Annotated in this window: 20 protein-coding genes; 6 read left to right on the plus strand and 14 right to left on the minus strand. The window is 43.2% G+C overall.

Features of this window, described 5'->3' with window-relative positions; all coding sequences use genetic code 11:
- The 3 genes from ACHUFI_RS17460 to ACHUFI_RS17470 all read right to left on the minus strand — a co-directional run bounded on the left by ACHUFI_RS17460 (position 1) and on the right by ACHUFI_RS17470 (position 4,450).
- Entirely contained in the window at positions 1–1,329 is a 1,329-nt protein-coding gene (locus tag ACHUFI_RS17460; protein WP_394251644.1) for a TolC family protein, read from the minus strand.
- 142 nt (positions 1,330–1,471) lie between these two features.
- On the minus strand, positions 1,472–1,861 hold the full coding sequence (locus tag ACHUFI_RS17465; RefSeq protein ID WP_394251429.1) for a hypothetical protein: 390 nt from the start codon (positions 1,859–1,861) through the stop codon (positions 1,472–1,474).
- Positions 1,862–1,987: 126 nt separating this feature from the next.
- Positions 1,988–4,450, minus strand: a complete 2,463-nt coding sequence (locus tag ACHUFI_RS17470; RefSeq protein ID WP_394251431.1) for a sulfatase-like hydrolase/transferase — start codon at positions 4,448–4,450, stop codon at positions 1,988–1,990.
- A 183-nt stretch (positions 4,451–4,633) separates the two neighbouring features.
- Between ACHUFI_RS17470 and ACHUFI_RS17475 the strand changes: the two genes are divergently transcribed.
- The 3 genes from ACHUFI_RS17475 to ACHUFI_RS17485 are packed head-to-tail and all read left to right on the plus strand — an operon-like array spanning position 4,634 to position 6,923.
- Positions 4,634–5,326 carry an aspartate/glutamate racemase family protein gene (locus ACHUFI_RS17475; RefSeq protein WP_394251433.1) on the plus strand — a complete coding sequence of 231 codons (693 nt, stop codon included), beginning with the start codon at positions 4,634–4,636 and terminating at the stop codon, positions 5,324–5,326.
- Positions 5,326–5,736 carry a GNAT family N-acetyltransferase gene (locus ACHUFI_RS17480; RefSeq protein ID WP_394251435.1) on the plus strand — a complete coding sequence of 137 codons (411 nt, stop codon included), beginning with the start codon at positions 5,326–5,328 and terminating at the stop codon, positions 5,734–5,736. The genes ACHUFI_RS17475 and ACHUFI_RS17480 overlap by 1 nt, the downstream gene beginning before the upstream one ends.
- Positions 5,737–5,744: 8 nt before the next feature.
- The gene (locus tag ACHUFI_RS17485; RefSeq protein ID WP_394251436.1) at positions 5,745–6,923 is read left to right on the plus strand and encodes an MFS transporter; all 1,179 of its coding nucleotides are present in this window, start codon (positions 5,745–5,747) and stop codon (positions 6,921–6,923) included.
- 191 nt (positions 6,924–7,114) lie between these two features.
- Here the strand turns inward: ACHUFI_RS17485 and ACHUFI_RS17490 are convergent, their stop codons facing one another.
- The 3 genes from ACHUFI_RS17490 to ACHUFI_RS17500 form a co-directional block, all read right to left on the minus strand.
- Positions 7,115–9,871, minus strand: coding sequence for an immune inhibitor A domain-containing protein (locus ACHUFI_RS17490; protein ID WP_394251438.1), 2,757 nt, complete (start codon positions 9,869–9,871; stop codon positions 7,115–7,117).
- A gap of 77 nt (positions 9,872–9,948) precedes the next feature.
- Entirely contained in the window at positions 9,949–10,206 is a 258-nt protein-coding gene (locus ACHUFI_RS17495) for a hypothetical protein (protein WP_394251440.1), read from the minus strand.
- Between the two features lie 562 nt (positions 10,207–10,768).
- On the minus strand, positions 10,769–11,731 hold the full coding sequence (locus ACHUFI_RS17500; protein ID WP_394251442.1) for a hypothetical protein: 963 nt from the start codon (positions 11,729–11,731) through the stop codon (positions 10,769–10,771).
- A gap of 150 nt (positions 11,732–11,881) precedes the next feature.
- Here ACHUFI_RS17500 and ACHUFI_RS17505 point away from each other — a divergent pair, with 150 nt between their 5' ends.
- The gene (locus tag ACHUFI_RS17505; RefSeq protein WP_394251444.1) at positions 11,882–12,349 is read left to right on the plus strand and encodes an Lrp/AsnC family transcriptional regulator; all 468 of its coding nucleotides are present in this window, start codon (positions 11,882–11,884) and stop codon (positions 12,347–12,349) included.
- Between the two features lie 74 nt (positions 12,350–12,423).
- Here the strand turns inward: ACHUFI_RS17505 and tkt are convergent, their stop codons facing one another.
- Positions 12,424–14,418: a transketolase gene (tkt, locus tag ACHUFI_RS17510; RefSeq protein WP_394251446.1), complete on the minus strand. Its 1,995-nt coding sequence runs from the start codon at positions 14,416–14,418 to the stop codon at positions 12,424–12,426.
- Between the two features lie 89 nt (positions 14,419–14,507).
- Positions 14,508–15,458, minus strand: a complete 951-nt coding sequence (gene tal, locus ACHUFI_RS17515; protein WP_394251448.1) for a transaldolase — start codon at positions 15,456–15,458, stop codon at positions 14,508–14,510.
- A gap of 457 nt (positions 15,459–15,915) precedes the next feature.
- On the opposite strand from tal, the gene ACHUFI_RS17520 reads away from it, so the two are divergent.
- Complete coding sequence (locus ACHUFI_RS17520) at positions 15,916–16,914, plus strand: sugar-binding transcriptional regulator (protein WP_394251450.1); 999 nt, start codon at positions 15,916–15,918, stop codon at positions 16,912–16,914.
- A gap of 61 nt (positions 16,915–16,975) precedes the next feature.
- Here ACHUFI_RS17520 and ACHUFI_RS17525 read toward each other — a convergent pair whose 3' ends face one another.
- On the minus strand, positions 16,976–18,736 hold the full coding sequence (locus ACHUFI_RS17525; protein ID WP_394251452.1) for a putative bifunctional diguanylate cyclase/phosphodiesterase: 1,761 nt from the start codon (positions 18,734–18,736) through the stop codon (positions 16,976–16,978).
- A 5-nt stretch (positions 18,737–18,741) separates the two neighbouring features.
- Complete coding sequence (locus ACHUFI_RS17530) at positions 18,742–19,188, minus strand: hypothetical protein (protein ID WP_394251453.1); 447 nt, start codon at positions 19,186–19,188, stop codon at positions 18,742–18,744.
- Positions 19,189–19,488: 300 nt separating this feature from the next.
- Between ACHUFI_RS17530 and ACHUFI_RS17535 the strand changes: the two genes are divergently transcribed.
- Positions 19,489–20,820 carry a glycoside hydrolase family 18 protein gene (locus ACHUFI_RS17535; protein WP_394251455.1) on the plus strand — a complete coding sequence of 444 codons (1,332 nt, stop codon included), beginning with the start codon at positions 19,489–19,491 and terminating at the stop codon, positions 20,818–20,820.
- Between the two features lie 87 nt (positions 20,821–20,907).
- Here ACHUFI_RS17535 and ACHUFI_RS17540 read toward each other — a convergent pair whose 3' ends face one another.
- The 4 genes from ACHUFI_RS17540 to ACHUFI_RS17555 form a co-directional block, all read right to left on the minus strand.
- Positions 20,908–23,175, minus strand: coding sequence for a bifunctional diguanylate cyclase/phosphodiesterase (locus ACHUFI_RS17540; RefSeq protein ID WP_394251457.1), 2,268 nt, complete (start codon positions 23,173–23,175; stop codon positions 20,908–20,910).
- Between the two features lie 57 nt (positions 23,176–23,232).
- A complete protein-coding gene (locus tag ACHUFI_RS17545; RefSeq protein ID WP_394251459.1) occupies positions 23,233–24,075 on the minus strand; it encodes a sulfurtransferase in 843 nt (280 codons plus the stop codon).
- An 18-nt stretch (positions 24,076–24,093) separates the two neighbouring features.
- Positions 24,094–24,405: a hypothetical protein gene (locus ACHUFI_RS17550; RefSeq protein WP_394251461.1), complete on the minus strand. Its 312-nt coding sequence runs from the start codon at positions 24,403–24,405 to the stop codon at positions 24,094–24,096.
- A gap of 137 nt (positions 24,406–24,542) precedes the next feature.
- On the minus strand, positions 24,543–24,989 hold the full coding sequence (locus tag ACHUFI_RS17555; protein ID WP_394251463.1) for a hypothetical protein: 447 nt from the start codon (positions 24,987–24,989) through the stop codon (positions 24,543–24,545).
- Positions 24,990–24,999 lie beyond the last annotated feature (10 nt).

Genomic DNA, 24,999 nt, shown 5'->3' on the forward strand with positions numbered 1-24,999 from the left:
TTATTTTCCTGCCTTGCTGTTTGTATTCGTTGGTTGGTCGGTGTTCTTAGCTTGGTAATCGAAGCCACCAAGTAGTGATGCCAATTCGCTGTTCACTATGTTTAGGTCGGTGATAAGTCTTTCTCTTTCCAATTTGAGCGCGAGCTGATCATTTGTGGCCGCGATGACATCGTTAAATTGAGAAGTGTTGTTTTGATAACCGCGCTCAACCGCCTTAATACGAGCGTCAGCTTGCTGCAGTAAGGTTGTGTTGTAGCGTTCAAGGCGTTGTTCTAAGTTACTTCTGTCGACAAGCAAGGCGTTAACCTTGGCATTCATTTGCGAAAGCAACAGGTCCTTTTGAGATTTTGCTGCACCTACTTGGTATTGAGCAGCCTCGTGGTTTTTATCTTGTCTATTACCGGTAAACAGCGGGATATCCATGGTGACGTAAGCGCTGACAAGATCAGAAGCAGGTTCGCCCATCATGTTGTTGGCTTGTCTGTTGGCGTACATGACCTCTACCCCAAACTGAGGTTTGTAGGCTTGTTCGGCGATATTTACTTGTGTTTCGCTGGAAGCAATCGCGACATCTGCCATCTTCACCATTGGGTGCTGATTGAGTAGTGCATAATGTTGTGTTGGACTGGATTGCTCTGAGAGCTTTGTATTGAGCAAGCGCCAGTCAAGCTGGTTACTCGCCGTCAAATTGGTGGTACTAGCTAACCAATCCGAGCCTAGCCATTCGGAAAGCTGAGAAATTAATCGGCGCTGAACCTGTTGATTTGCTAGGGACTTTTCTTCCAACTTACTGACTTGAAGCTGTGCATTTAACAAATCTTGCGCTTCATTTTTACCAATGGAGTAATTGGTTTGAATAAAGCTGGTTAATTCGTCCATCAGGCGTTGATTTTCAATCAGTATTAGCTCTGCTTGCTGCTGATATCCGAGCTCTAGCCACAATTTGGTGAGCGCATTGGCCACTTCTCTCTCGCGAACATTGACTTGTAGGTCGACACCGTCAGCTTGTTGGTTCGCTTTCTTTTTCTGAAGCTCCAAAGTAGAACCTCGCTCGAACTGCTGCATCAACCCGACAGAAACTGAGGTCATGGGTTCGACATCAAATTCAAAGCTGTCGACAGGTAAGCCCCCAAAGCCGAGTTTGATCTTTGGGTCCATTAAGGTAGAGCTTGCGACACCTGTAGCGCGTATTGCCTGTGATTGAGCGGAAAACTGCTCGCGGCTGGCATCATTAATCAATGCGTATTCGATCAGTGTCGATAATTCGTTGGTATTGGTTATGCTCGTGATTTGTTGCGTTGAGTTAGGCTCAGCGAAACTAGGAAGCACGACCAATACAGAAGCACTTACAGCGAGTGCTAATGCTGTTGGGATAAACTTCACAATAAAATCCAATCTTATTGTGCCGAAAGGGCACAGAAAAACCTTTCACACGCGTTATAGGCGGTGAAGTGAGAAAATTAAGATGGATCTATGCTATTGGGGGGCGGTACAGGGACTGGGGGCGTTCTACGGCAGGAATGCCTTTCTCAAAAGTGATCAAAGCGAGTTGTACTTTTATTGGAGCTGGTTGGTTCACGATTGGCAAAAAAGCCAAGGGGCTTAGGCACAAAGAAGCACAACAGTTGTGCTGTTTTTCAGATTGACATTGGAGCATGTCATCATGCGAAAAATCATCGCTATGTGCGTGTTCGCGAGAGCTCGAAACAGTGCTCATACAACTCATGGATGACATCATGGAGTGATTATCTGACATCATCTTGATCATCATTAGTGGTTCACTGGATGCAATGTTTGAAGACAGCATGGCGAACATACTGAAACATGTAATCCAAATTATGCGAAGTGAAGATAAACGCATCGTGAGCCCACTAATAATAAAACTGCTTATAGATTAAAGCTTACCCCTGGGGGAAGGTCAATGCTCAATTGATAGATTTTGCAGTATTAATCTAGGAACTCACGTAAGCGTTTTATATTTAAACAATTAGTACTTAAACCGCGATTGATGAATGACAATAACGTTATCGAGTGCGGAATGATGAAGCTTTCTCAGCGATAGATCTTGTTCAAGTGTTGGGCTGTCTGCTCGTAAGTCGGTCCAAACATTCATTTCCATTTTTAAGGGGGTAAGAATCGTCTGGGTAAAGAGCTTGGTAACAAACGGCATTAATGAAGCATCGAAACTTATAGACCGCATTTTCTGTGCGATGAGTTGCTGCTGCAGTTCGCCGATAAGTTGGTTTATCGCCTGTTCATTTTCTATTTTTGACAAGGCTGTTAATGCTTTGGTTGGCAAATAGTAACTGGTTCTCCAACCTGAATTGGAAAGGGCGGCAACAGAAGGGCTTCGCGATGATGTTTCAAGTAGTGTTCGTGATTTGAGATTGAAGCGTGCGTCGAGCATTTCTAACTCACGCTGGACTGTTGGTTGGTTTTCTACTGCGAGGTTTTTGAAGTCTATCCAGACTTGCTCAAATCGTCCTGACTCAAGCTCTAAAAATTGTTCTAGTGACTGACCTGTCAGTGTATGTTCATCGTGCCCCATCACTATCCGGTTACTTTTATCATCGAACCATACATCGAATTCAATTCTCGAAAAACCTTGTCGAATGGCGTCCTCAAGTGCTCCTACTGTGTTTACTCTGTGAGCCATGAGTTTGGGAAGCTTTCCTAAGTTAGATTGCGTCTTTTGAAAAGCGAGTGAGTGAATCGGTATTCGTCCATGCATGGTGGAGGCAACATTACTGGGTAAGTCGTAGCGATGATCGCTGATATCATAGCGAGTATTTTGCGCATCTGATGTGATTCCCGTAATCCCGAGCATGGTGTCGAATAAAAGATCATTGGTGAAAAGTGCGCTTTGATGTGACTTTAGGTTAGCTAATCGGTCGGGATCAAACTTGTCGCTTGGCCATATAACAAACGGGATTTCTGCCATGTATTCATTGAATTTGTTCGCATCGTGACCTAAATGAGAAAAGACATCTTCGCCGTGGTCTGAAAGGTAGGTGAGTGAGGTAAATGCTTCATAGCTTGATGCCAAGGTATGTATGTCTTTTAGGATACGATCGGTAAATTTAACGCTTTGGTCGTAACAATCGTCCTGTTTGTCTAGGTAAACATAAAATGGCAAGTGTTCCAGTGGAATCGCTTTGCCTTTTGTTCGGTCACAATATCGAATATGGCTTCCCATCATGTGCAGCACGATAAATTGGTTTCGCGATAAATCTGCTTGCTGAAGGTATTCAGCAAGTTCATGGACCAATGCATCGTCGAGTTTTCGAGTGTGATCTGATTTGCCAACGTTAGAGTTTATGAAGCGAGCATACTCACTTTCTTGTGCTAAGGCGGAAACCAAATTATCCCACACACCCGCAGATATTTGGTTACTTATCCATGCGGTTTGAAATCCAGCTTGATTGAACAAGGATATGAGTGAAGCGCTTTGGAAGTAATCTAACTTGTTGTATTGATTACTTTGTGTCAATGCCAACGACAGTGTTTCCATTGTGTGGGTATGGCTTGAATAGGCGTTTTCAAATTGGATGGGGCCGCTGGTACTAATAAAAGGGGTTGTATCTCTTTGGTATCCATAACTTGATAAATGCCTTTTAGAGAGCGACTCGCCGATCACTAATATATGCATCTTCCCATCTGTCGATGCGATAGCTGTATTCTCGGGCTCGTGAGTTCGGCGCTTTTCGATTATCGCTTGAAGCAGGTTTAATTCTTGGCGATAGGTTTCGGCGTATTGATTAGCGACTTTCAGTCCATTGAAGACTTGAGGGGATGTCACGGCATAAATGATGAATACACAGTTAAGTATGTAGAATGAAGGAGTATTCGTCAGGTGAACGCTATAGCTAAGGCTAAAACAGTGGAACGAGAAACCGACAATACAGAACAGAAAAAGATATCCGTAAAAAGTACCGTTTATTACGACTTGGCCTAAATATTCAGCCACTTCATTGACATTGGTTTGCATGATAGCGAACACAAACTCTTGGTTTATGGCTCCGTAATATTTGTAGCCAATCAGCATCACGAAGGTGGTCAGCCATATCAATAGGCCTCCTAGTTTAAGCAACAGCACAATACTTGAAATCTGTTTATATGATGCATATGAGAGAAGCCAAACTGCGAGTAACCATACTCCGGCCAGCGTGATCGATGTATAAGCCTCCAAGCCGGAGACGAAAAACTTACTGTACGTGTAGACGCAAACCGCCAGCATTAATAGGTTTATGGTGACGAATACTCTCGATCGCAGCTTTTGAGCTTGCCAATAAACAGCGGCCCACATACAGCACAAACTGAGCATTATCGCCGATTCAAAGAGTGGGATATTTGATGCGTGGCGAAACCATTGAATGTTGGCCAATAGAACCAGCGTGAAAAATAAGGGGGTGATGCATTTACGTAGGATTACGCTTAATGTTCGATGCATTCACTCTCCTTTCTCGGCTGACTCATCACCTTTTAAACGTAGTTAGCCGCTTAATGTTAATCAATTAATACCGAAGAATCAGATAGCTAAAGGTGAGCATACGTGTCATTAACAATTCGTTTGAATGGCAACCAGTTTTCTGGTGTAGTGAAATGAGATCACATTACTATCAAGGGAAGGGCTATGAAGACGATCGGTTTAATCGGCGGAATGAGCTGGGAATCAACAGTTAATTACTACCGAGAGATTAATCAACAAGTTGGTTTACGCCTAGGAGGCTATCACTCAGCGAAGATAGCTATGGTGAGTGTTGATTTTGCAGAAATCGAACAAATGCAAAGAGATGGAGAATGGCTGAAGACTGCAGAAATTCTCTCTAATTCTGCTAAATCTTTGGAAAAAGCTGGCGCTGACTTTGTGATGATTTGTACAAATACCATGCACAAAGTGGCCGGTCATGTTGAAGAGTGCACCGAACTTCCCTTATTGCATATTGCTGATGCGACCGCAGAACAGTTGAAAAAAGACGGTATTACCAAAGTGGGCTTGTTAGGGACCGCTTTTACTATGGAGCAAGATTTCTATAAAGGTCGTTTACAAGAAAAACATGGAATAAAGGTAGTTGTGCCTAATGGGGTGCAAAGAAAGTTAGTGCACGATGTGATTTATCAAGAACTGGTACATGGGAAGGTTAACCGTCGCTCAAAGAATGACTTTTTAGTTGTGATCAGTGATTTGTATGAGTTAGGCGCGCAAGCCATTATTTTGGGCTGTACTGAAATCGCAATGCTTGTGCAAGCTGAAGATACCCGAGTTCCCCTTTATGACACCACTGAGATCCATGCTCGTGCCGCGGTGGATACGGCGTTAGATTAATGAACGTAGAGGTGATTCGTATTTCATCGAAAGAAGCGCTTCCTATACGACACCAAGTTCTTTGGCCCTCAAAGCCCGAATCTTTTTGTCGTATTGATGGTGATGAGACAGCTTGGCACTTTGGCGCGCTCGTTGACGGGCAGTTAGTATGTTGCGCATCGGTGTTTGTTTCTGGGCATGAAGCTCGTTTGAGGAAATTCGCCACACTCGCTTCTTTTCAAGGCAAAGGCATCGGAAGCAAAGTCATTGATAGGGTCTTTGCTGAACTTAAAGCGCACCAATATCGCTATTTTTGGTGTGATGCAAGGGAATCTGCGCTGGCTTTCTACCAGCGTTTAGGCATGACGAAAACAGGTGAACGGTTTTACAAGTCGGAAGAAGCCTACTTCAAAATGTCGATTGAATTATAAGGAATAAAATGAACAAGAATGTATGGCTATTGTCGCTATGCCAGGCTTTGTTGATGACAGGCAATATTTTACTGATTTCTGTTATTGGACTAATTGGAAAACATATAGCGCCAGCGCCAAGCATGATAACCTTGCCTGTAGCATTGCAGTTTTTAGGCTTGATGTCGGCGACGATTCCTGCGTCTTTGATTTCGGGAAAGCTCGGACGAAAACGAGGATTTAGTATTGGTAATATGATTGGTATTACCGGTGCTTCATTAGCAACGTTTGCTCTTTTTCATCAACAATTCTATTTGTTCTGTTTGGCGACCTTCTTATTAGGGATAGGTATCGGTTTTGGTACGCTTTATCGATTTGCTGCCATCGAAGTGTGTGACGAAAACGCACGTCATCGAGCAATCTCTATCTCGATGGCGGGTGGAGTGCTTGCTGCAGTATTAGGACCGAACTTGGCGATTATGTCCCAAGAATGGTCTGCTGACGGGCTGTATATCGGCGCGTTTGCAGCTTTGATTGGATTGAATGTCACTGCGCTATTGTTGCTACAGACTATCCAATTTCCAAAGGTAAGCTTGGCGCAGGTGAGCGAAAAAGCCGAGCCATTACGTCAAATCATTACTCAACCCAATTTTGCGATGGCCGTGTTCGCGGCGATGGTCTCATATGCGGTGATGAATATCTTAATGACGGCGACGCCTCTGGCAATGATCGGGTGTGGTTTTGACTTTACCAAAGCAGCTGGTGTGATCGAATGGCACGTTTTAGGTATGTTTGTGCCTGCGTTTTTTACCGGAAATTTAATTGAAAAGTTCGGTGCTCGAATGATGATCCTAATGGGTGGGCTATTGTTTGTCGCATGTATAGCTGTGAATATTCATGGGCAGTCGATTTGGCACTTTAGATTGGCGTTGGTGTTACTTGGCGTTGGTTGGAACTTTATGTTTATTGCGGCGACGAGTTTGTTTAGTCAGTCTTATGCGGCAAAGAACAAGGCCAAAGCACAGGCATTCAACGAGTTTGTGGTGTTTGGTTGCGTTACGATCACCGCTTTGTTGTCCGGTTGGCTAGAGTCCACCGCTGGCTGGAAAAATTTGAATATTTACGTGCTACCGTTTGTCGTCGCAGTTATTGTTCTGTTTGCATTTGGAGCGAAGAAATCTCGCGCTCTAGAACGACGAGCCGGTTAGTTGCGACAACTTAGTTAGATATGACAAGGTACGATCGACTCTACACAAGAAGATAGAAAAAATGAAAAGCCCCGCGAGAAAGCGGGGCTTTATATTAGTGCTTAAATAACAAAACGTGTGTAACTTCCCCTTTGAAAACAGAACTTTCGCTGGGGAATCTTAAAGCGTAACAGATAGACTTAATCCTAATATTACAGGTCAACAACGATGGTTTTTGTTACCGTTGCACCCGAGTCATCCATCACTTTAAGGCTGACTTCTTGCTTTCCGTACTTCGGAAATAGAGAAGTAAATATGCGACCTCTTTTTACTTTCCCATTTGGTAGAGTCCATTCTGTGTCAACGATACGGCCATCGCTGTCTGTGCTCGTTGACCACATAGTGACCCAGCGTCCTAAATGGATATAGCGGGCGCTAGCTTCAGGAAGAACATTCGCTTGTTCAACGGTTGCGACAGACATAAATGACCCTGTTTCGCCTTTGTTGTCGATAACGGTTAGGCTTACTTTATAATCTCCTGCTTGCGAGTAAGACCAAGTAGGTGCAACCTCGTTACTGGTGATGTCGTTACCGAAATCCCATAGGTAGCTAACGATTTCACCGTCTTCATCAAGGCTGTAGTTACTAGCAACGACACTCAAGCCATCAATTTTCAACTCAAAGTTTGCTGTTGGTGCGATATTCTTTTCGCTTACTTTTGACAAGCGGACGACACCGTATTCATTGCTTTCACCCTGATTTAAAATATCAATGGCAAGACCAAATTCGGTCAGTTTACGACCTGAGTCAGGAGCTTGTGGAGATGTATAGTCTTGGTTATCAGAGAAGCTAGCATTGCCGATCAAACTTGTGTCTTCCAACAGATCATTGTCACCATTAACTAAACGCATCGGTGCTTGATCTTGAAGAGAAAATGTAGCATCGCGAACTTGGTAACGGGTTTGCGCGACTTCACCAGAATTTACCCAAACCATCGCATTTTGGTCTGCATCGACCACACCTAGCCAGCCCTCTCCAGGGTGTTTACCTACCCAGTTGTCAGTCAGGGATTCATCGACATACCAAACGATCAAGCCTGGTTCGAATGAAATCACTTGTCCCATACGTTTGATGTTAGCTAAGCCTTCATCTACGTCTGTATGACTGCGCCATTGCAATAAGTAATAATGCTGCGCTTGGTAGAAACCATTGCTTAATTGGTAGCCATTCAGCGTAAAACTCGACTTTGACTCACCATCATCAATTGGAGTAACGGCGCCATCAACGATTAAGTTCAGGTTGTCGAGATACATACCGTCCATGGCCAAGCCACCATCGGTGATGTATTCGAATGCGAGTTCGATATCTTGCCCTGTCCATTCTGATAGGTCGAACTCGGCGTCAATCCAACCATTAGATTCGCCACCAATCGCTGGAACGAGCCCTGTATTGTATGGGTCGTCCATTGTTGTGATATTACCGGCGACCGCTTTACCGTTTACGACAACTCTCGCGAAGTCGTAATCTTTTTCGATTTCATACCAGGTTTTGAAAGTCAGTACCGCTGTGTCGCCTGCCGGAACGGTCAACGTGCGTGACATGCTATTTTTTAGATCATCGCCTTTCGCTGAATGGAAAGAATACTCACCAGAAAAAGGTTTCAACCCTTCGATTTGTTTTTCCGGAAGGTCGACTTTGATCATGTTCGGTCGGCTGTTATCCGTGGTTTGGAACAGCGTATAGACTTGCGGGTTGTCTTCTAAGTCATCAATGGCTATTTGATCATCATTAATCCAACGACCGCCAATCGATTTTTGTAAGAAGTGCTTTGCCCACGAACTGAAAGCGGTAGGCTGAGTGCCACCAATTTGCCCCGCCCAACTGCCTGAAGACATGATGGACCAATAGGATACTGGCTCGCCCTTACCTGTGTATTGGGTATCGTATTCGTCTGGTAGCCCTAAATCGTGGCCGTATTCGTGGGCACAAACACCAGCCGCGGCATCGATAGGTTGGATTGTGTAATCAAATGCGGCGTATTGACCACCAAAGCGATCAGGTAAGGAGCTGGATGTTCCTTCTAATACGTGGGCTTGGCCTAAATTGAACCGGTGTGACCAGATTGCGTCGGCACCAAGTACACCACCACCGGCTTCTTCACCAACAGAAGCATGGAAAACCATAAGGTGGTCAATAACGCCATCAGGTTCACGGAAGTTGCCGTCGCCATCATAGTCGTATCGATCTTCAATATCGTAATCGGCAAGGTTGATATTTGGGTCTTGTGCGAGCTGGTTTAGTGCCTCTCGAACTAACTCTTGCGCGTTAAGATCGTTATCTGTAGTAGGGGAGTTTCCTCCGTAAAATGAAGCTGGTTTAGCAGCACGGTACCAACCAGCGGCTTGTCCTGCTACGCTGTAACTATCTCCGGATTCACTCTCATAATATTGACGCATAGAGATAAGGTTTTCACCGTTAGGCCCTGTGTAGCCTGAATCGGAAAAGAGTAACTCTTGGTAATGCTGAGGCTTATAGCTTTCATACAGCATTTGAGTGTGCTCTTCGGTCAACTTATTGTCGTCCCAATTTAAATCTGGGAAATCAACCAGCAGGGCGAGTACTTTATCTGTTTTTTTTTGGCTAAGATCGAGAGCGAAAACACTCGCCTTTTTAAGACCTGACTCTTTCTCGATCGACTTCAGTATTTTAGCGCGTTGCTCAAGCGCTTTCTTACCAAACTGCGCATCGCCTTTAAATCCTGAATTCACTTTATTTGCTAAATAACGATCGAGTGCGTCGTGTTTAGCGGCATCTGATGCGTCTTGTTCGACTAAGCCTTGCCTCACTAGCATTTCAATCAGTTTGTCTTCATTGACCACCCCTAAATCAATGGGAGTTTTGGCATAACTGTTGACGCTGAATAGAGTTAACATTGCTGAGGCCAGCAAGGTTTTTCTCATGTTAATCATTGTATATCCTTAATTATATTTCCATGTTTACATCAAATTCCTTTAAGCCATTGTCGGTGAATTTGAAGTGATGATTTTTATTTTGGTTGTATACACTCTATCGGTGGTTTTTTTTGTTTTTCTTCTTTAGTGGTTTTATTTTTAAAACTAGTTTTACTTTTCCTACTTAAATATATTCGCAAAGATTCTTGATTCTCCTTATGAGTTAACCTTGAACAAATAACACCACGTTGGATTAAAGATTTGAGCAACGCCTCATCATTTTCTAAAGATGTAGAAGCCTGTGACGGTGCTGAAATGAGTATTGCTATGGCAGTCAAACTTTTAATGAACATAATGTTTCGATACATGCTTAAAGATTATGTAACAAAATATATTTATAAAATTAACCAATCAAATACATAATTTTTGTAAGTCACTATTTGTTCGGGTTTCAACATAATATGTAACTATAAAATAAGGGCGTTAGTGAGGGATTTATGAGTTATTTAATGGGGTTTGTTGCATAAATTATTAACTAATCTAACAATGATTATAGCCATGTAAAATTGTCTAGTGAAACTCATGCCCTTTAAAAATAAGAGAGCGTGATAAATTTCATTGTATGGAAAATTATGGGCGGGATTATGATTATGAATATAAATGGGAGGAAGCTTGAAAATTGATGTATTACTATAATTAGATCTTCACCTCAAATCCTATAAATAAAATATAAGAGTATCAATGAATAGTTTATTAGAAAGTATGTTAATGATTAAAAATTCATCGATATAAAGTTCTAGTGAGTGATTTTAATAGTAACTTTCAATAGTGGTACATTAGGTAGAACTATTTTAGGTAAAGATAAAGTTGAATAGAAAAAGGAGCCAAATAAGGCTCCTCTGTTAGTGGGGGGAGTTATTGAACCACACTTCGGAAAAAATAGCGTTCGCAAGTGCGATCATCGATCCGTTTTATTGCTTGTGCGATGATGGCGACAATCAATACAGAAAACACCAAGCGCCCCCAGAAAATGGTGTAGAAGTCCGCACCAATGAGCAAGATAAGCAATGTATCTTCAATTAAGCTATGTAATAAATTCAGAAGCATGATTGCGGTAAACACGTCTCTTGCCGCGATATGTCCACGTTTTGCTTCACTGATTAATAGCCCGCCTCCGAAAGACAACCCAAGTGTGATTCCAATGATAGTCAGGTTAGTGGCTTCTTTACTGATTCCGAGAACGCGTAGAAAAGGCCTTAGCATTACCGCCATCAACTTTTCTATACCTAACAATTTGAGAACTTTAAGTAAGAAAAGCAGTGCGGATATCACCACAAAGATCACACCAAAGTTCTTGATTTGATCCATTGCCCAACCTAAGTAACTGGTGTCAGCTGACGTTTCAGGTTGCCATAACACGACCGCAGGTTGATTGAGCACGTCGCCAAACTGGTAGCTAATGTGCAGTAGCCAAGCGAGAAGTAAGCTTCCACCGATACGGATCACGAGAGTCGCTACAAGGTTAACGCCAGCTTTTTTCGCAATGGCGGCTTCTATAGGCAGGGAGTGCGCGAGTAGCATCATGCTGCCAAGAATAGAGACTTGAGCAACCGTTAAAGGCATATCTAGATTGATGAAAACGATTAAGCCTGCGTAAATATTGGTTAGGATTGTCGTTGCCCACACAAGTCCTAGCTCTTTGGGAAGGCCAACGAACTCCATGATTGGGCTAAGCCATTCGCTGAGCAACACGACGCCTCCTAAGTCTTCCACTGCTTTGATCACGATAATGATAGGAATCATTATCTTGAATAGCGTGAAAGTGACATCAAAGATGTCGCGAATGAGTTCCTTAAAGAAATGTTGGATTGCCTGCATTGTCTTAAATCCATTTTGCTAACTAATGGAGAGATTCTAACCTTTGTTAATGAAGTGTGATTTCTTAGTTATGTGGTTTTGATTTCAAAAATTTGTTAATTATGTGTATGTGAGAAATTTTTGTTGGATTTATTGGTGATAAGGGAAATTATGCAGATTGATAGGATAGACAGAAAAATTTTGGTGGCTTTGCAAAGAAATAACCGGCTCTCTAACCTAGAACTGGCTGAACTTGTGGGATTGTCGCCTCCTGCTTGTCTTAAACGAGTGAAACGGTTACGAGAAGACAAAGTCATTATTGGCGATGTATCCATTATCAACCCTGAACTAGCGGGCAACACCATGACTTTGATTGTGTCGGTGGAAATGGAACGCGATCGAGCGGACATCTACCAAGTCTTCCGTAAGTCGATTCTAAAAGCACCTGAAGTGACCCAGTGCTATCAAATATCTGGTAGTTATGACTTTATGCTGGTGGTCACAGTAAAAGACATTCAAGCGTACGAACACTTTGTCGAGCGTGTTCTGCATACTGATTTGAATATTAGAAAGTTCCACACTTCGGTATCACTGAGAACCGTAAAATTTAGTACTGAGATTGAGCTTATTGAGGAATAGCCCTAAATAAAAAAGCCCTGCATCAGGCATGCAGGGGCTTTTGGTATTTTCTAGCGTTACTATTGCTTAAATGATTAAGCTAGTAGCTCTTTTGCTGTGTTTACTACGTTTTCAGTAGTGAAACCAAACATCTTGAATAGCTCACCTGCTGGTGCAGATTCACCGAATGTTGTCATACCGATGATCTTGCCACCGAAGCCAACGTACTTGTACCAGAAGTCAGCAATGCCAGCTTCAACTGCGATACGCGCCGTTACGTCAGATGGCAGTACAGACTCACGGTATTCAGCGTCTTGCTTATCGAATGCGTCAGTTGCAGGCATAGATACTACACGTACCTTCTTACCTTCAGCTGTCAGTTCAGCCGCAGCGTTAACCGCTAGCTCAACTTCAGAACCCGTTGCAATAAGGATTAGCTCAGGTTTGCCTTCACAATCTTTCAGGATGTAACCACCCTTAGCGATGTTAGCTACTTGCTCTGCGTCACGATCTTGCTGTGCAAGGTTTTGACGAGAGAAGATTAGAGACGTTGGGCCGTCTCTACGCTCGATTGCCAGTTTCCAAGCCACTGCAGACTCAACTTGGTCACATGGACGCCATGTGCTCATGTTTGGAGTCAGACGTAGAGAAGCGATTTGCTCAACTGGTTGGTGAGTTGGGCCATCTTCGCCAAGACCGATAGAGTCGTGCGTGTACACTTGGATGTTCTGAACTTTCATCAGAGCAGCCATACGCATTGCGTTACGTGCGTATTCCATGAACATTAGGAAAGTTGCGCCGTATGGTACGAAACCACCGTGCAGAGCGATACCGTTCATGATTGCTGTCATACCGAATTCACGTACACCGTAGTGGATGTAGTTACCAGATGGGTCTTCAGCTGAAACAGACTTAGAACCAGACCACATAGTCAGGTTAGAAGGTGCAAGGTCAGCAGAGCCGCCTAGGAATTCAGGTAGCATAGCGCCGAATGCTTCTAGAGCGTTTTGAGACGCTTTACGTGAAGCGATGTTCGCTGGGTTAGCTTGAAGGTCAGCAATGATTGCGTTTGCTTTCTCTTCCCACTCAGCTGGTAGACCACCACTTACGCGGCGTTTGAATTCAGATGCAAGTTCTGGGTATGCTGCTTCATAAGCTGCAAGTTTCTCGTTCCACGCTGCTTCCTTAGCTGCGCCTGCTTCTTTCGCATCCCACTCTGAGTAAACTTCCGACGGAATTTCAAAAGGACCGTGCTCCCAACCTAATTCTTTACGTGTAGCTGCAATTTCTTCAGCGCCTAGTGGTGCACCGTGACAGTCGTGCGAACCTGATTTGTTTGGAGAACCGAAACCAATGATAGTCTTAGTACAGATTAGAGTCGGGCGACCAGTTTCAGCTTTAGCCGCTGCGATAGCTGCGTTGATTGCTTCTGGATCGTGACCGTCAACTGCAGGGATTACGTGCCAGCCGTACGCTTCAAAACGCTTAGGTGTGTCGTCAGAGAACCAACCTTCAACTTCGCCATCGATAGAGATACCGTTGTCATCCCAGAAAGCAACCAGCTTACCAAGACCAAGTGTACCTGCTAGAGAACATGCTTCGTGAGAAATACCTTCCATCAGACAGCCATCACCCATGAATGCATAAGTGAAGTGGTCTACGATGTCGTGGCCTTCTTTGTTGAATTGCGCAGCTAGAGTTTTCTCTGCCATCGCCATACCAACAGCGTTAGTGATGCCTTGGCCTAGTGGACCAGTCGTTGTTTCGATACCTGGTGCGTAACCGTACTCTGGGTGACCTGGAGTCTTAGAGTGCAGTTGACGGAAGTTCTTAAGATCTTCAATTGAAAGCTCGTAACCTGCTAGGTGAAGCAGAGAGTAAATCAGCATAGAGCCGTGGCCGTTAGACAGTACGAAACGGTCGCGGTCAGCCCACTCTGGGTTTGATGGGTTATGGTTTAGGTGAGAACGCCAAAGAACCTCAGCGATGTCTGCCATACCCATAGGTGCGCCTGGGTGACCAGAGTTTGCTTGTTGTACACCGTCCATGCTTAGAGCACGGATAGCGTTAGCTAAATGTTTGCGATTCATAATTGCTTCCAAAATAGAGTCAAAACAGAAATATTGAATTAGATATAAGAGAGGAACGAAATTCGTTCCTCTGTATTATTTGGTAGTGATTACAGCTTAGCTGCGATCATGTCTTCTAGCTTACCTTGGTCAACTGCGAAGTTGCGGATACCTTCAGCTAGTTTCTCTACTGCCATTGCGTCTTGGTTGTGATCCCATAAGAATTCAGCGTGAGTCATTGCAGCAGGACGCTCTTTAGAGCCGTTTGTGTCTACTAGTTTCTCTACAACGTCACCTTCAGCTGCTTCAAGTTCAGCGAGAAGTTGAGGCGCGATAGTTAGACGGTCACAACCAGCAAGTTCAAGGATCTCGCCGATGTTACGGAAGCTTGCGCCCATAACAACAGTCTTGTAACCGTGCTCTTTGTAGTAGTTGTAGATGCTAGATACAGAAACCACACCTGGATCTTCTGAAGCTTCGAAATCACGACCTTCTTTCGCTTTGTACCAGTCCATGATGCGACCTACGAAAGGAGAGATTAGGAATACGCCAGCTTCAGCACAAGCACGAGCTTGAGCGAAAGAGAATAGAAGCGTTAGGTTACAGTTGATGCCTTCTTTCTCTAGGATTTCAGCAGCGCGGATACCTTCCCAAGTAGAAGCCAGTTTGATAAGGATGCGATCGTTAGTGATGCCAGCGTCGTTGTACATTTTGATAAGTTGACGAGCTTTAGCAACACTGCCTTCCATGTCGTAAGAAAGACGAGCATCAACTTCAGTAGAGATACGGCCAGGAACAACTTTCAAGATTTCTTTACCGATGTTCACGTTAAGCATGTCACAAGTGTCTTGAACTTGTTGTGCTTTGTCATCGCTTTGCGCTTTAGCGTATTCGATAGAAGCGTCAATCAGAGGTGCGTACTCAGCGATTTGAGCAGCCTTTAGAATTAGAGAAGGGTTAGTTGTTGCGTCTTCTGGAGTGTATTTTGCGATAGCTTCAATGTCGCCAGTGTCAGCTACAACAGTTGTCAATTTACGAAGTTGCTCTAATTTGTTGCTCATTTTGATCATCCTATGTCTTGGGCAACACTTCATCGGTCGTGAAGTGTGGGCATTTGCAAGCTAACTAATGAGTAATGTCGCGCAATTGGCGGCATACATTTGCTCATCAGTTTAAATTTTCAATCAAGCGAACATTTGTATCGAACATATGTTCGCTCGATGAGTAAATGATGTGGTCATATTTATCTGATCTACCCACAATGTCAATTGGTATTAACGCGATTCGGTGACTTTAATCAAATATATTTCGCTTCAATCTGGGTAAGGCTTTCAAGCAAACGTTTAACGGTCAATTTGCCACAATTTCACTCCTATAAAATATGTGGTAATTGGGCTGAGCAAATGTAACTTGAGTGAGCGCATGTTCGGATTGTATAATGGATTCCATGAGTAAATTGGCATGTGTCGAACTTGTTGGTTTAGGTAAAATATTTGTTAATGATGGGTTGTGCAGGATATGGCTAGTAATATTCCAGATGTTTCCGAAGAAAATACTGATGTACTAACAGAGATCGCGGTTGCTTATTATCAAGATGGCGCGACTCAAGAAGAAATCTCCAAAAAGTTCTCAATCTCACGTGCAAAGGTAGGGCGAATGCTCAAGCAAGCTCGTGATGAGGGGATTGTTGATATTACGGTAAAATACCACCCCGTTTTTAGTGCCAAGATAGAACAACGATTGATTGAACGTTTTGGTGTTAAGCGTGCGCTCGTGGCACTTGACCAGCCAAGAGAAGAGCAACAACGCTTACAAGTGGCAGGGTTAGTTTCAAAATACCTTACGAGTTCATTAAAAAACGGAATGGTTGTGACGGTTGGCCAAGGACGAAATGTTTCTGCGGTCGCGCACCATATCGGGGTGATTACCCCACGTGACTGTAAGTTTGTTTGTGGGATCGGCGGTATTCACCCAAGAGGCGGTATGTTCAATGCCGATCATATTTGTCGTCAGTTAGCTAAAAAGTACGGCGGTAGCTCGGAAACTCTCTATGCCCCAGCATATGCGGAAAATAAAGACCAAAAGATGGCGTTCATGCAGAATGCGACGGTAAAGCAAACTCTCGATTTGGCGCGTAAAGCAGACGTGGCATTAGTGGGGATTGGTGACATGAGCGAAAACAGCTATATGGTTGACTTAGGTTGGTTTACCGCTGAAGAGGTGGTTCAGTCTCGCTTGCATCAAGGCGTCGTTGGAGATTTTGCTGGTTATGACTTTTTTGATGTTTACGGGCAAGCCGCAAATACAGTGATGAGCGACCGAGTTATCGGGTTAGGCTTAGAAGAATTTCGTTCTATTTCTGACGTTATCGCGATTGCCGCAGAAAATAGTAAACCATTAGCATTATTAGGCGCGTTAAGAACTGGAGTGGTGGATGTGATTGCGACAAGTGTAAGTAACGCATTAACCGTTTTGAACTTAGATGAACAAATGAAAATGAGTGAATTGGATAAATAATTTTGGGCAAACCATACAAACCTTAGCCAGTTAAGCTCAGGTTTGTATGGTTTCGTGGAGGTTACGCAATTCTGCTCATGTGCTCTTGGCTGACATATTGAGTAAGTTGTTTTGGGCTTAGGGTCTTTGAATAGAGGTATCCTTGTAGGACGTCACAGTTCATTTCCTTTAGAAGCGAAGCGTGCCGTTCAGATTCAACTCCTTCCGCCGCCACCTGCATGTTTAACATTTTTCCAATCTCAATGATGTGCTTAACCATCTCTAGGAGTGTGGGATCAGAATTGATATTAAAGACGAAGCTTTGATCGACTTTGAGTTCGTTGAGCGGCAGCTCTTTGAGTATGTTGAGCGATGAATATCCGGTACCAAAATCGTCTAATGATGTTTTAATTCCCAATGAGCGTAATTGAGTTAACTTGGCTTTGATCAAGTGAGTATCCTTTATCATCATGCTTTCAGTTAGCTCAAGTGTCAGTCTATGTCTTGGGAATTCTGATTGCTCTATTTGTTCGATTAAGTCTGGGATGAAGCTTTCCATCGTCAATTGCTGAACCGATATGTTGATCGACAACTCAAACGCACGCCCAGTTTGATTTTGAATTTGGATAATGTCAGTAAGTGACTTTTGAATGATCCTTTGCCCCAGCCTTGGCATTTGGCCGGTAGACTCTGCGACACTGATGAACTCTTGTGGAGACACTTGTCCAAGTTCTTTGTCATACCAACGCACTAAGGCTTCGACTCCGTGCAGCGAGCCATCTTTATTTAACTGAGGTTGATACCACATATATATGTTATCGGTATTGATCGCGTCCCTTAGCTTATGTTCGACCTTTAGCTTCTGTAAGTGTGTCTCTTGTAGGTCACGAGTGAAGAAAGTGACGGTGTTGTTGGTTTTTTTGCTTTTGAATATCGCAAAATCAGCATTACAACGTAATGTTTCTACAGATTTACCATCCGACGGAAATTGAGCAACTCCGACACTAGCACTGATAGTCAATCGGTGATCGTCTACCTCAAAAGGCTCATGGACTCGCTGTAGTAATTTGTCTATTAACCTTTTTACTTGGTGTCTTTCGACGATATGCGTGAGTAACAGAAATTCGTCTCCCGACTCATGTATGAGTAACCCTTTGTCTGGGAATTGTTTTTTGATTCGCTCAGCGACATACCGAAGAATATTGTCGCCAGTTTTGTGCCCATAAGCATCATTAACACCTTTGAAGCTATCTAAATCAATGTATATGAGGCTAAATGGACGGTTGGCGTTACTCGTCCATTCCCGTGCTTTAGATTGAAAATAAATCCGATTGGGCAGTTCAGTCAGTAAATTGTGGTTAGCTCGGTATATTAATTGTTCCTCCTTCTCCTTCTCTTGCTCGCTAGTTGTAATCTTTTTTAGGAGCACGAATAACACGGAGTGAACGGTAATGAATATACATAATGCTAGTGCAAATGAAGGGAGAAATTCCTTTAGGAAGTATTTTGATTCTACCTTTGACACGACCCACATATGGAAGTCTTGATCGTAAGTGAGGGAGACTTGAGCAGGTTGATCTTTATGGTTTATAAACAGAGTAAATATCTGCCCACTTTCGCGTGCGGCGTTCATCGTGATATTAAACTTAGCGAAAAACTGGGTTGCCATTCCCTGAATGCGTTCTTTGCTGATTGCTTGGTAGTAGTCCCGCTTCCTTACGTTTTCGCTAGAGTAAAATTGAATGTAACCATCGTTTCGTGTGATCCCAATTTCATTGTGAGGCCCAAGATGCGGGAAGGAGTTAAAAATCTTAGATTGGTCAAGGCTAAGCGTTGTGGCCATGACAACTAAAGGGTTGGAATTGGAATCTCGAACCTTGTTGGAATAAGGTTTGATTGCAAGCTGCTTCCATAAATGGTTCTACCTAATATGATATTGGGTGAACGCAGTGCATAAAGAAAAGAGTCACGTGTTTCAGGGCGTTCGAGGTAGTTGGCGTTGGTATCTGCTGATAGGTTGGAGCTTGTGAACAACATATTACCATCAGGGGTTAGTACCTTGATCCCTTTAATTTCGTTTTGGTTGGCAATGACCTTATCAAGCAATTGTATCGCGTCGTTCTTTTCGCCATTGACTAGCTGACTATGGATCTGTTGTTCCAACACCTCCAAAAACGATTCTTGCGTTTTTAAAAGAGAGTTAACAGAGTTGGAAAATGAGTAGATCTGGTTTTCTTGTGCTCGATGAATGCGTTCAAGCTTGTTGTGCCATAAGTCATAAGACACATAGGCCATTAGCGCGATACTAATGACAAGTATCACTTGGTAAAAATGCCAGACATTGTAATTTTCGAGAGAGATTTTTATTACAGTATGGTGTTTTTACTTGTAGTGTGACAATTTGCACATAAATTTGAGAGCGATTGAAAGAGCTTTGGGCCTAATATCTAAGTCATTACTTGCGAATTGAAATTTATAAATATGCAACCAATGTAACGATTGAAAAACAATCAGATATGGGTCGAGAACTGATTTTATTCGTCGGCAGAAAGAAAAATCTCTATTTAACTTTGTAGGAAGTTAAAGGAGATAACCATGCAATCAATTACACAAAGTCGACACCCATCCAAACTTACGTTCCTCTCTAGTATTTTGTCTACCTCACTGTTGTTCGCGTCATCTGCGCATGCTGACAGCAATATCGTTGCGGGCTACTTCGCGGATTGGCAGTATAACAACAAGGAAAATCCTTATAAGGTCGAAGATATTCCTGCAGAAAAGCTCACTCATATTATTTACGCTTTCCTAAGTATGTGTGGGCCACATAAAGGGGCCGGGGAGCCAGTTCAAAAGCTAATTGCAAAGCAATGTGAAGGGAAGGCGCCTTATACTGCGATCGTCGTTGATACAGAAGCAGCGCTAGAAGTCGATTTTGGCAAAGTGAGCGTCGATGTTGACTATCAGGGGCACTTCGCTCAGTTGGCTCAACTTAAAAGCGAACACTCAAATATAAAGATTTTGCCTTCTTTTGGCGGCTGGACGATGTCTGAACCGTTTCATGCCATGGCTAAAGATCCAAAAGCGATCGCTCACTTTTCTAAAACAGCCGTAGAGCTTATCGAGCAGTATGACTTCTTCGACGGCATTGATCTTGACTGGGAATACCCGGGAGGAGGCGGTTTAACGACTTCACCTTGGAACCCTGCAACCAAACTTACTGACGAACAAAAAGCTTCGGAGCGCGAAGCGTTCACTTTACTTGTCAAAACACTGAGAAAGGATCTGGATACATTAAGTAAAGCGACGAAAAGGGAGTACGAACTTTCCACTGCTGTTGGCGTTGGCCCGAAAGCGGCGCAAATAGACTGGAAAGCTGCGAGCCCTTATCTTACCAATATGTTTGCGATGACTTATGACTTCCTTGGTGGGTGGGGGCAACAAACAGGGCACACTACCAACTTGCATGCCACTGAGCGAAGCTGGTGGGGAATGGGCGCTGACGTATTTATTAATCAGATGATCGAGCACGGCATTCCTAGTGAAAAACTGGTAATTGGGGCTGCTTTTTACGGGCGAGGTTGGCAAGGAACAAAAGATTTCGCGGGTGAGCTTCCTGCCGGTGATCTAGTTTCAGAAACTGGGGCACAATTTGGCACTGGAGAAAATGGCTATTTCATGTTTTGGGATCTGATGAATAACTACAGCAGTAAACAGGGCTATGAATATAAGTATGATGAACAAGCGCAAGCACCTTACTTATGGAATCCAGAAAAGAGAGTTTTCATTTCATTTGAAGATGAACGTTCGATTAAAGCAAAAGCAAATTGGGCGAAAGGTGCCAATCTAGGTGGCATTTTCACTTGGGAATTATCTGGAGACCCAACAGGAGAGCTCGTGGATGTGATGTACCAAGAGATGAATAAATAAAACGAATTAGCCCCAGAGTATTAGGGTAAGACTCTGGGGCTTTTACTTAGGGGAAACTGACAGCGTTTCCCTATTTTTAAGCTTGAACTAGTTATTCACAAGGTATGCACTCAGCTCTTCAGAAGAGATAGGCTTAGAAAAGTAATAACCCTGCATCAAATCACACTGGCACTCCTTAAGAATAGAAAAGTGTTCGTTAGACTCGACCCCTTCCGCCAACACGACCATTCCAAAGTTCTTACCTATCGCAATGATGTTCTGAACCATGGTTAGTGATTGATTATCATAGTGAATGGTATCGATAAAGCTTTTATCAATTTTGAGTTCGTCGATGGGTAACGCTTTAAGCATACTGAGAGACGAATACCCCGTACCAAAATCATCAAGAGAGATTTTAATCTGCTCATCATGCAGCGCTTCGCAAATCGGTTTTACATGCCCCAGATCTTCAATAAATAGGTTCTCGGTGATCTCTAAGGTCAGGAGGCTTTTATCAAAGTTGTATTTCTCAATCGTATCAAGCAAGTGCAAAGCAAACTCTTTTTGCATGAATTGTCTGACTGAAATATTGATAGACAATCCAAAACTGACCTTGTCTGATTGTTGTAGACGAGCCATCTGCATGATACTGGATTCAATGATGAATATGCCTAACTTAGCCATTAAGCCCGTGTTTTCAGCTATAGGAATGAATACATCCGGCGGTATAAAGCCCAATTCTTCGTCGACCCAACGGACAAGCGCTTCAACACCATGAATGGAACCATCAGCCTTTACTTGAGGTTGAAACACCATGAACAAAGTTTTGTTTTCGATTGCGATACGTAATCGTTGCTCAACCTTCATTTTGTATAGGTGAGACTCTTGCATCTGAGTGGTGAACAAGCTGTACGAGTTTTGTTCTTGTTTCGCTCGATACATAGCGATATCAGCGGCTCGTAGTAAGCCATCTAAATCACTACCGTGCTTAGGGAATTTGGAAATGCCAATACTACTACTGAGCAAAAACTGGGAGCCATTGATGTCATAAGGTTCAGCAAGTGCATTGATGACGTGTTGAGCGAGTGCTTTTAGTTTGTCATCGTCTTTTGTTCTCGTTAGGAAAATAAACTCATCACTCGCCTCTCGGACAACAAGACCTGTATTTCCTTTGAATTCAGAAAGGCGCTGCGCCACTTGTTTTAATATCTTGTCGCCAAAGTCGTGCCCATGAGTATCGTTAACGCTTTTAAAGCTGTCTATGTCGATAAACAGAAGGGAAAACGGCTTGGTTTTATTTTCTATCCAAGCGTGAATGTTCATTCTCATATAATGACGATTAGGCAACGAAGTTAACGAATCATGGCTTGCCTGATAGATCAGCTGATTACGCGTTTTCTCATCATTTTTCGCGATCGACCTAACTAGGACGAAAAAGCCAACATGAAGCAGTAGGAACACGAAAATGTACAGTTTGAACTCGTCATAGAATAAGCCGTCTACGTAAGTAAGATTGGTTCTGCCCGCTACCCACAAGTTGTAGTTTCTCAAATACTTAACCGTGATTAATGAGTCTTGCCCTTGTTCTCGTACTTTAACGGTATAACTTTGATTACTGAGCTTAGCTTCCTCTATCGTAATTTGGTGTTGTAGTGTAATACTGCCTAGAACCGAGCGATAAAGGTTGGCATCAATCGGCTTTTCATACGGAAGGTGAGATTTACGATCGCTGGATAAGAATTGACGATAGTGGTCAGTTCGAACTAATGATAAATCATTGTAAGCGCCAGCATGAACATCTTGTTGAAAGGCGATGATGTCGTCGATTTTAAGCCCAGCTGTCATTACCGCTTTGACGCCTTCGCCTGGCATTCGAATGGCTTTTCTGATTGGAATAACGTAACTGGCAAGCGAAGGCTGGAAGTATGTTCTTCCGATGATCATACGCTTACTTTTTAAAGTTTCTTTGAACGATGAGCGAGTGTGTTCCAAACTCATCAGGTTCTGAGTGTCGGTAAGGTTAATGTTTGATGTGACGGAAATGTATTCGCCTTGCGCATTGGTAAGCCCGAATGCGGCGATAGCGGGATGTACGTCTAGTAATTTGTCCAAAATTGGGCGGATTTGAATTGATGCGGTACGTGTGAAATCGGCTTGTTTTACTAACTGATGCCCAACCACTTCCAACAATGCTTCTTGGCTTGTGAAAAGAGAGTTGACTGACGTGAAAAATAGCTCCACTTGGAGCTTTTGTTGGAATGCGAAATCTTTTCGATTTGATTCCCATTTCAAATAACCATATAGAGAAAACAGCACTAATGTGATTGGAAAAATCACTAAGTAGAGCATCCAGATATTTTTCTTAAATACAGCCATAAAGCGCCTAAATTATCTTGCAGCCCGAGTTCGGCGCTGCAATCGATACTGAAAAAGTTACTGAGTCACGGAAATAGGTAGGCTTTCGTCTGCACCCCACTCAGTCCAAGAACCATCGTAAACACTCATGGTATTTGAACGTCCGGCAAGTGTAGCTGCCAGCAAGATAATACACGCTGTCACCCCTGAACCACAGCTAAAAATCAAAGGCTTAGTACCTGTTAACTCTAGTTGACTAAAGATTATCTTCAAGTCTTCGACCGGTTTTAAGCGACCTTCAGCCATCACCAAAGAAAAAGGTAGGCATGTGGAATTAGGAATATGCCCACTACGAAGACCTTCACGTGGCTCTGGAACGAGAGAGTCAAAGCGTTGCTGTGAACGAGCATCCAGTATATGCGCAGAGGCTTGGTTAGAGCTTTGCTTAACGTAACCCGCATCAACAAAGTAATCTGGGTTCAAGTGACCATTGAAGTTACCTTGTTGAATATCCTTGCGGTACAACTTGCTGGTTTCGAAACCTTGTTCAATCCAAGCTGGTAGCCCACCATCAAGAATGTATACCTGTTGGTGCCCCATTGCTTTAAGCATCCACCAAGCTCTGGGAGAAGCGAAGGTTCCAGCGTTGTCATACACCACAATGACGCTTTCATTATTTAACCCGAGCGCTTGGGCTTTCTGATTGAATTCATTTTCGCTCGGCATCATATGAGGCAGAGGGGAGTCGGCGTCGCAAAACTCTTTGTCATAATCAAACTTGATTGCGGTAGGTATATAAACCCCGTGCACTTTAGGCTGCTCATTAGGGATTTTAAAATTAATACTAGCGTCTAACAATACGGTGTTAGGTTGACCGATAAGGTCTTTGAGTTGTGTTGAGGAGATGAGTGGTGACGTCATGAGCAGCAGTCCTTTAGTTTACTTAGTTACGCAGCGAATAAATCGAAAACTAGTTTGTGAAGAGAGGATTGAGTCTATTGTTTCAAGGTAGACAATCGAGCCGACAGGGCAATCAATTTTAGGGTCGATACCTAAACGAAATGAAGCTTTTAAGTCAGATTCCAAAGTCAGATAGCGGCGGTGACCATCAAGGGATTGGGTTAACGTATTGCTGATAACGGTCGCGGACACCTGATTTCCCGTTGACGATGTCAAAGGGAAGCGATCAAGAAGCCATAAAATGCTGGCTCCTACGAATAGCAGTAACACTCCTAACTTTAGTTGCTTCATTCCATGGCAGTTTTTGTGATTGTTTATTAAAAGATAAATGATTTGTTAAACAAAAGGAATATTAGACAAGTGAAAGAAATGAAGCGAGCTCACATAGAGCTCGCTTAATAATGATTTCAGTCGAATTCAGCTTGTATTTACCATGTAATTTGAGATTGCGAAGTGCTAAACGTTCGCTGTAAAGGGTCTTGACCGTTATAGAACCATATCTCAATCAATAAGTTTTCATTAACGTTTGGCGCCGAAAAGTTGAGATCAAGTTTTCCGTTTGCTAAAGAACTCGCAACGACTTTACTCGAATAATCGGGTTTTAGAGTATTATCACTTCGAGTGTTGTAGCGACTGTATACTGAGACAAACGCTCTTTCCGTTGTCGTGTTACTAATATCTATCGACATTTTGTAGCTACCAACCGGGTTGTAATCAAAACCATCTGGAACGACTAGATCTTCCATTGTTGTCGGAGCTGCTGGCGTCGCAGGAGGTGGTGTAGATGTTGAGCCACCGCCCCCACCATCGCCTCCACCACACGCCGTTAACAGCAGTACGATTGAACCTATTGTTAGAGTATTGTGCATATTCATAATGTATCTC

It is taken from the genome of Vibrio profundi, from assembly GCF_043642225.1.
Taxonomy (GTDB): domain Bacteria; phylum Pseudomonadota; class Gammaproteobacteria; order Enterobacterales; family Vibrionaceae; genus Vibrio; species Vibrio profundi_A.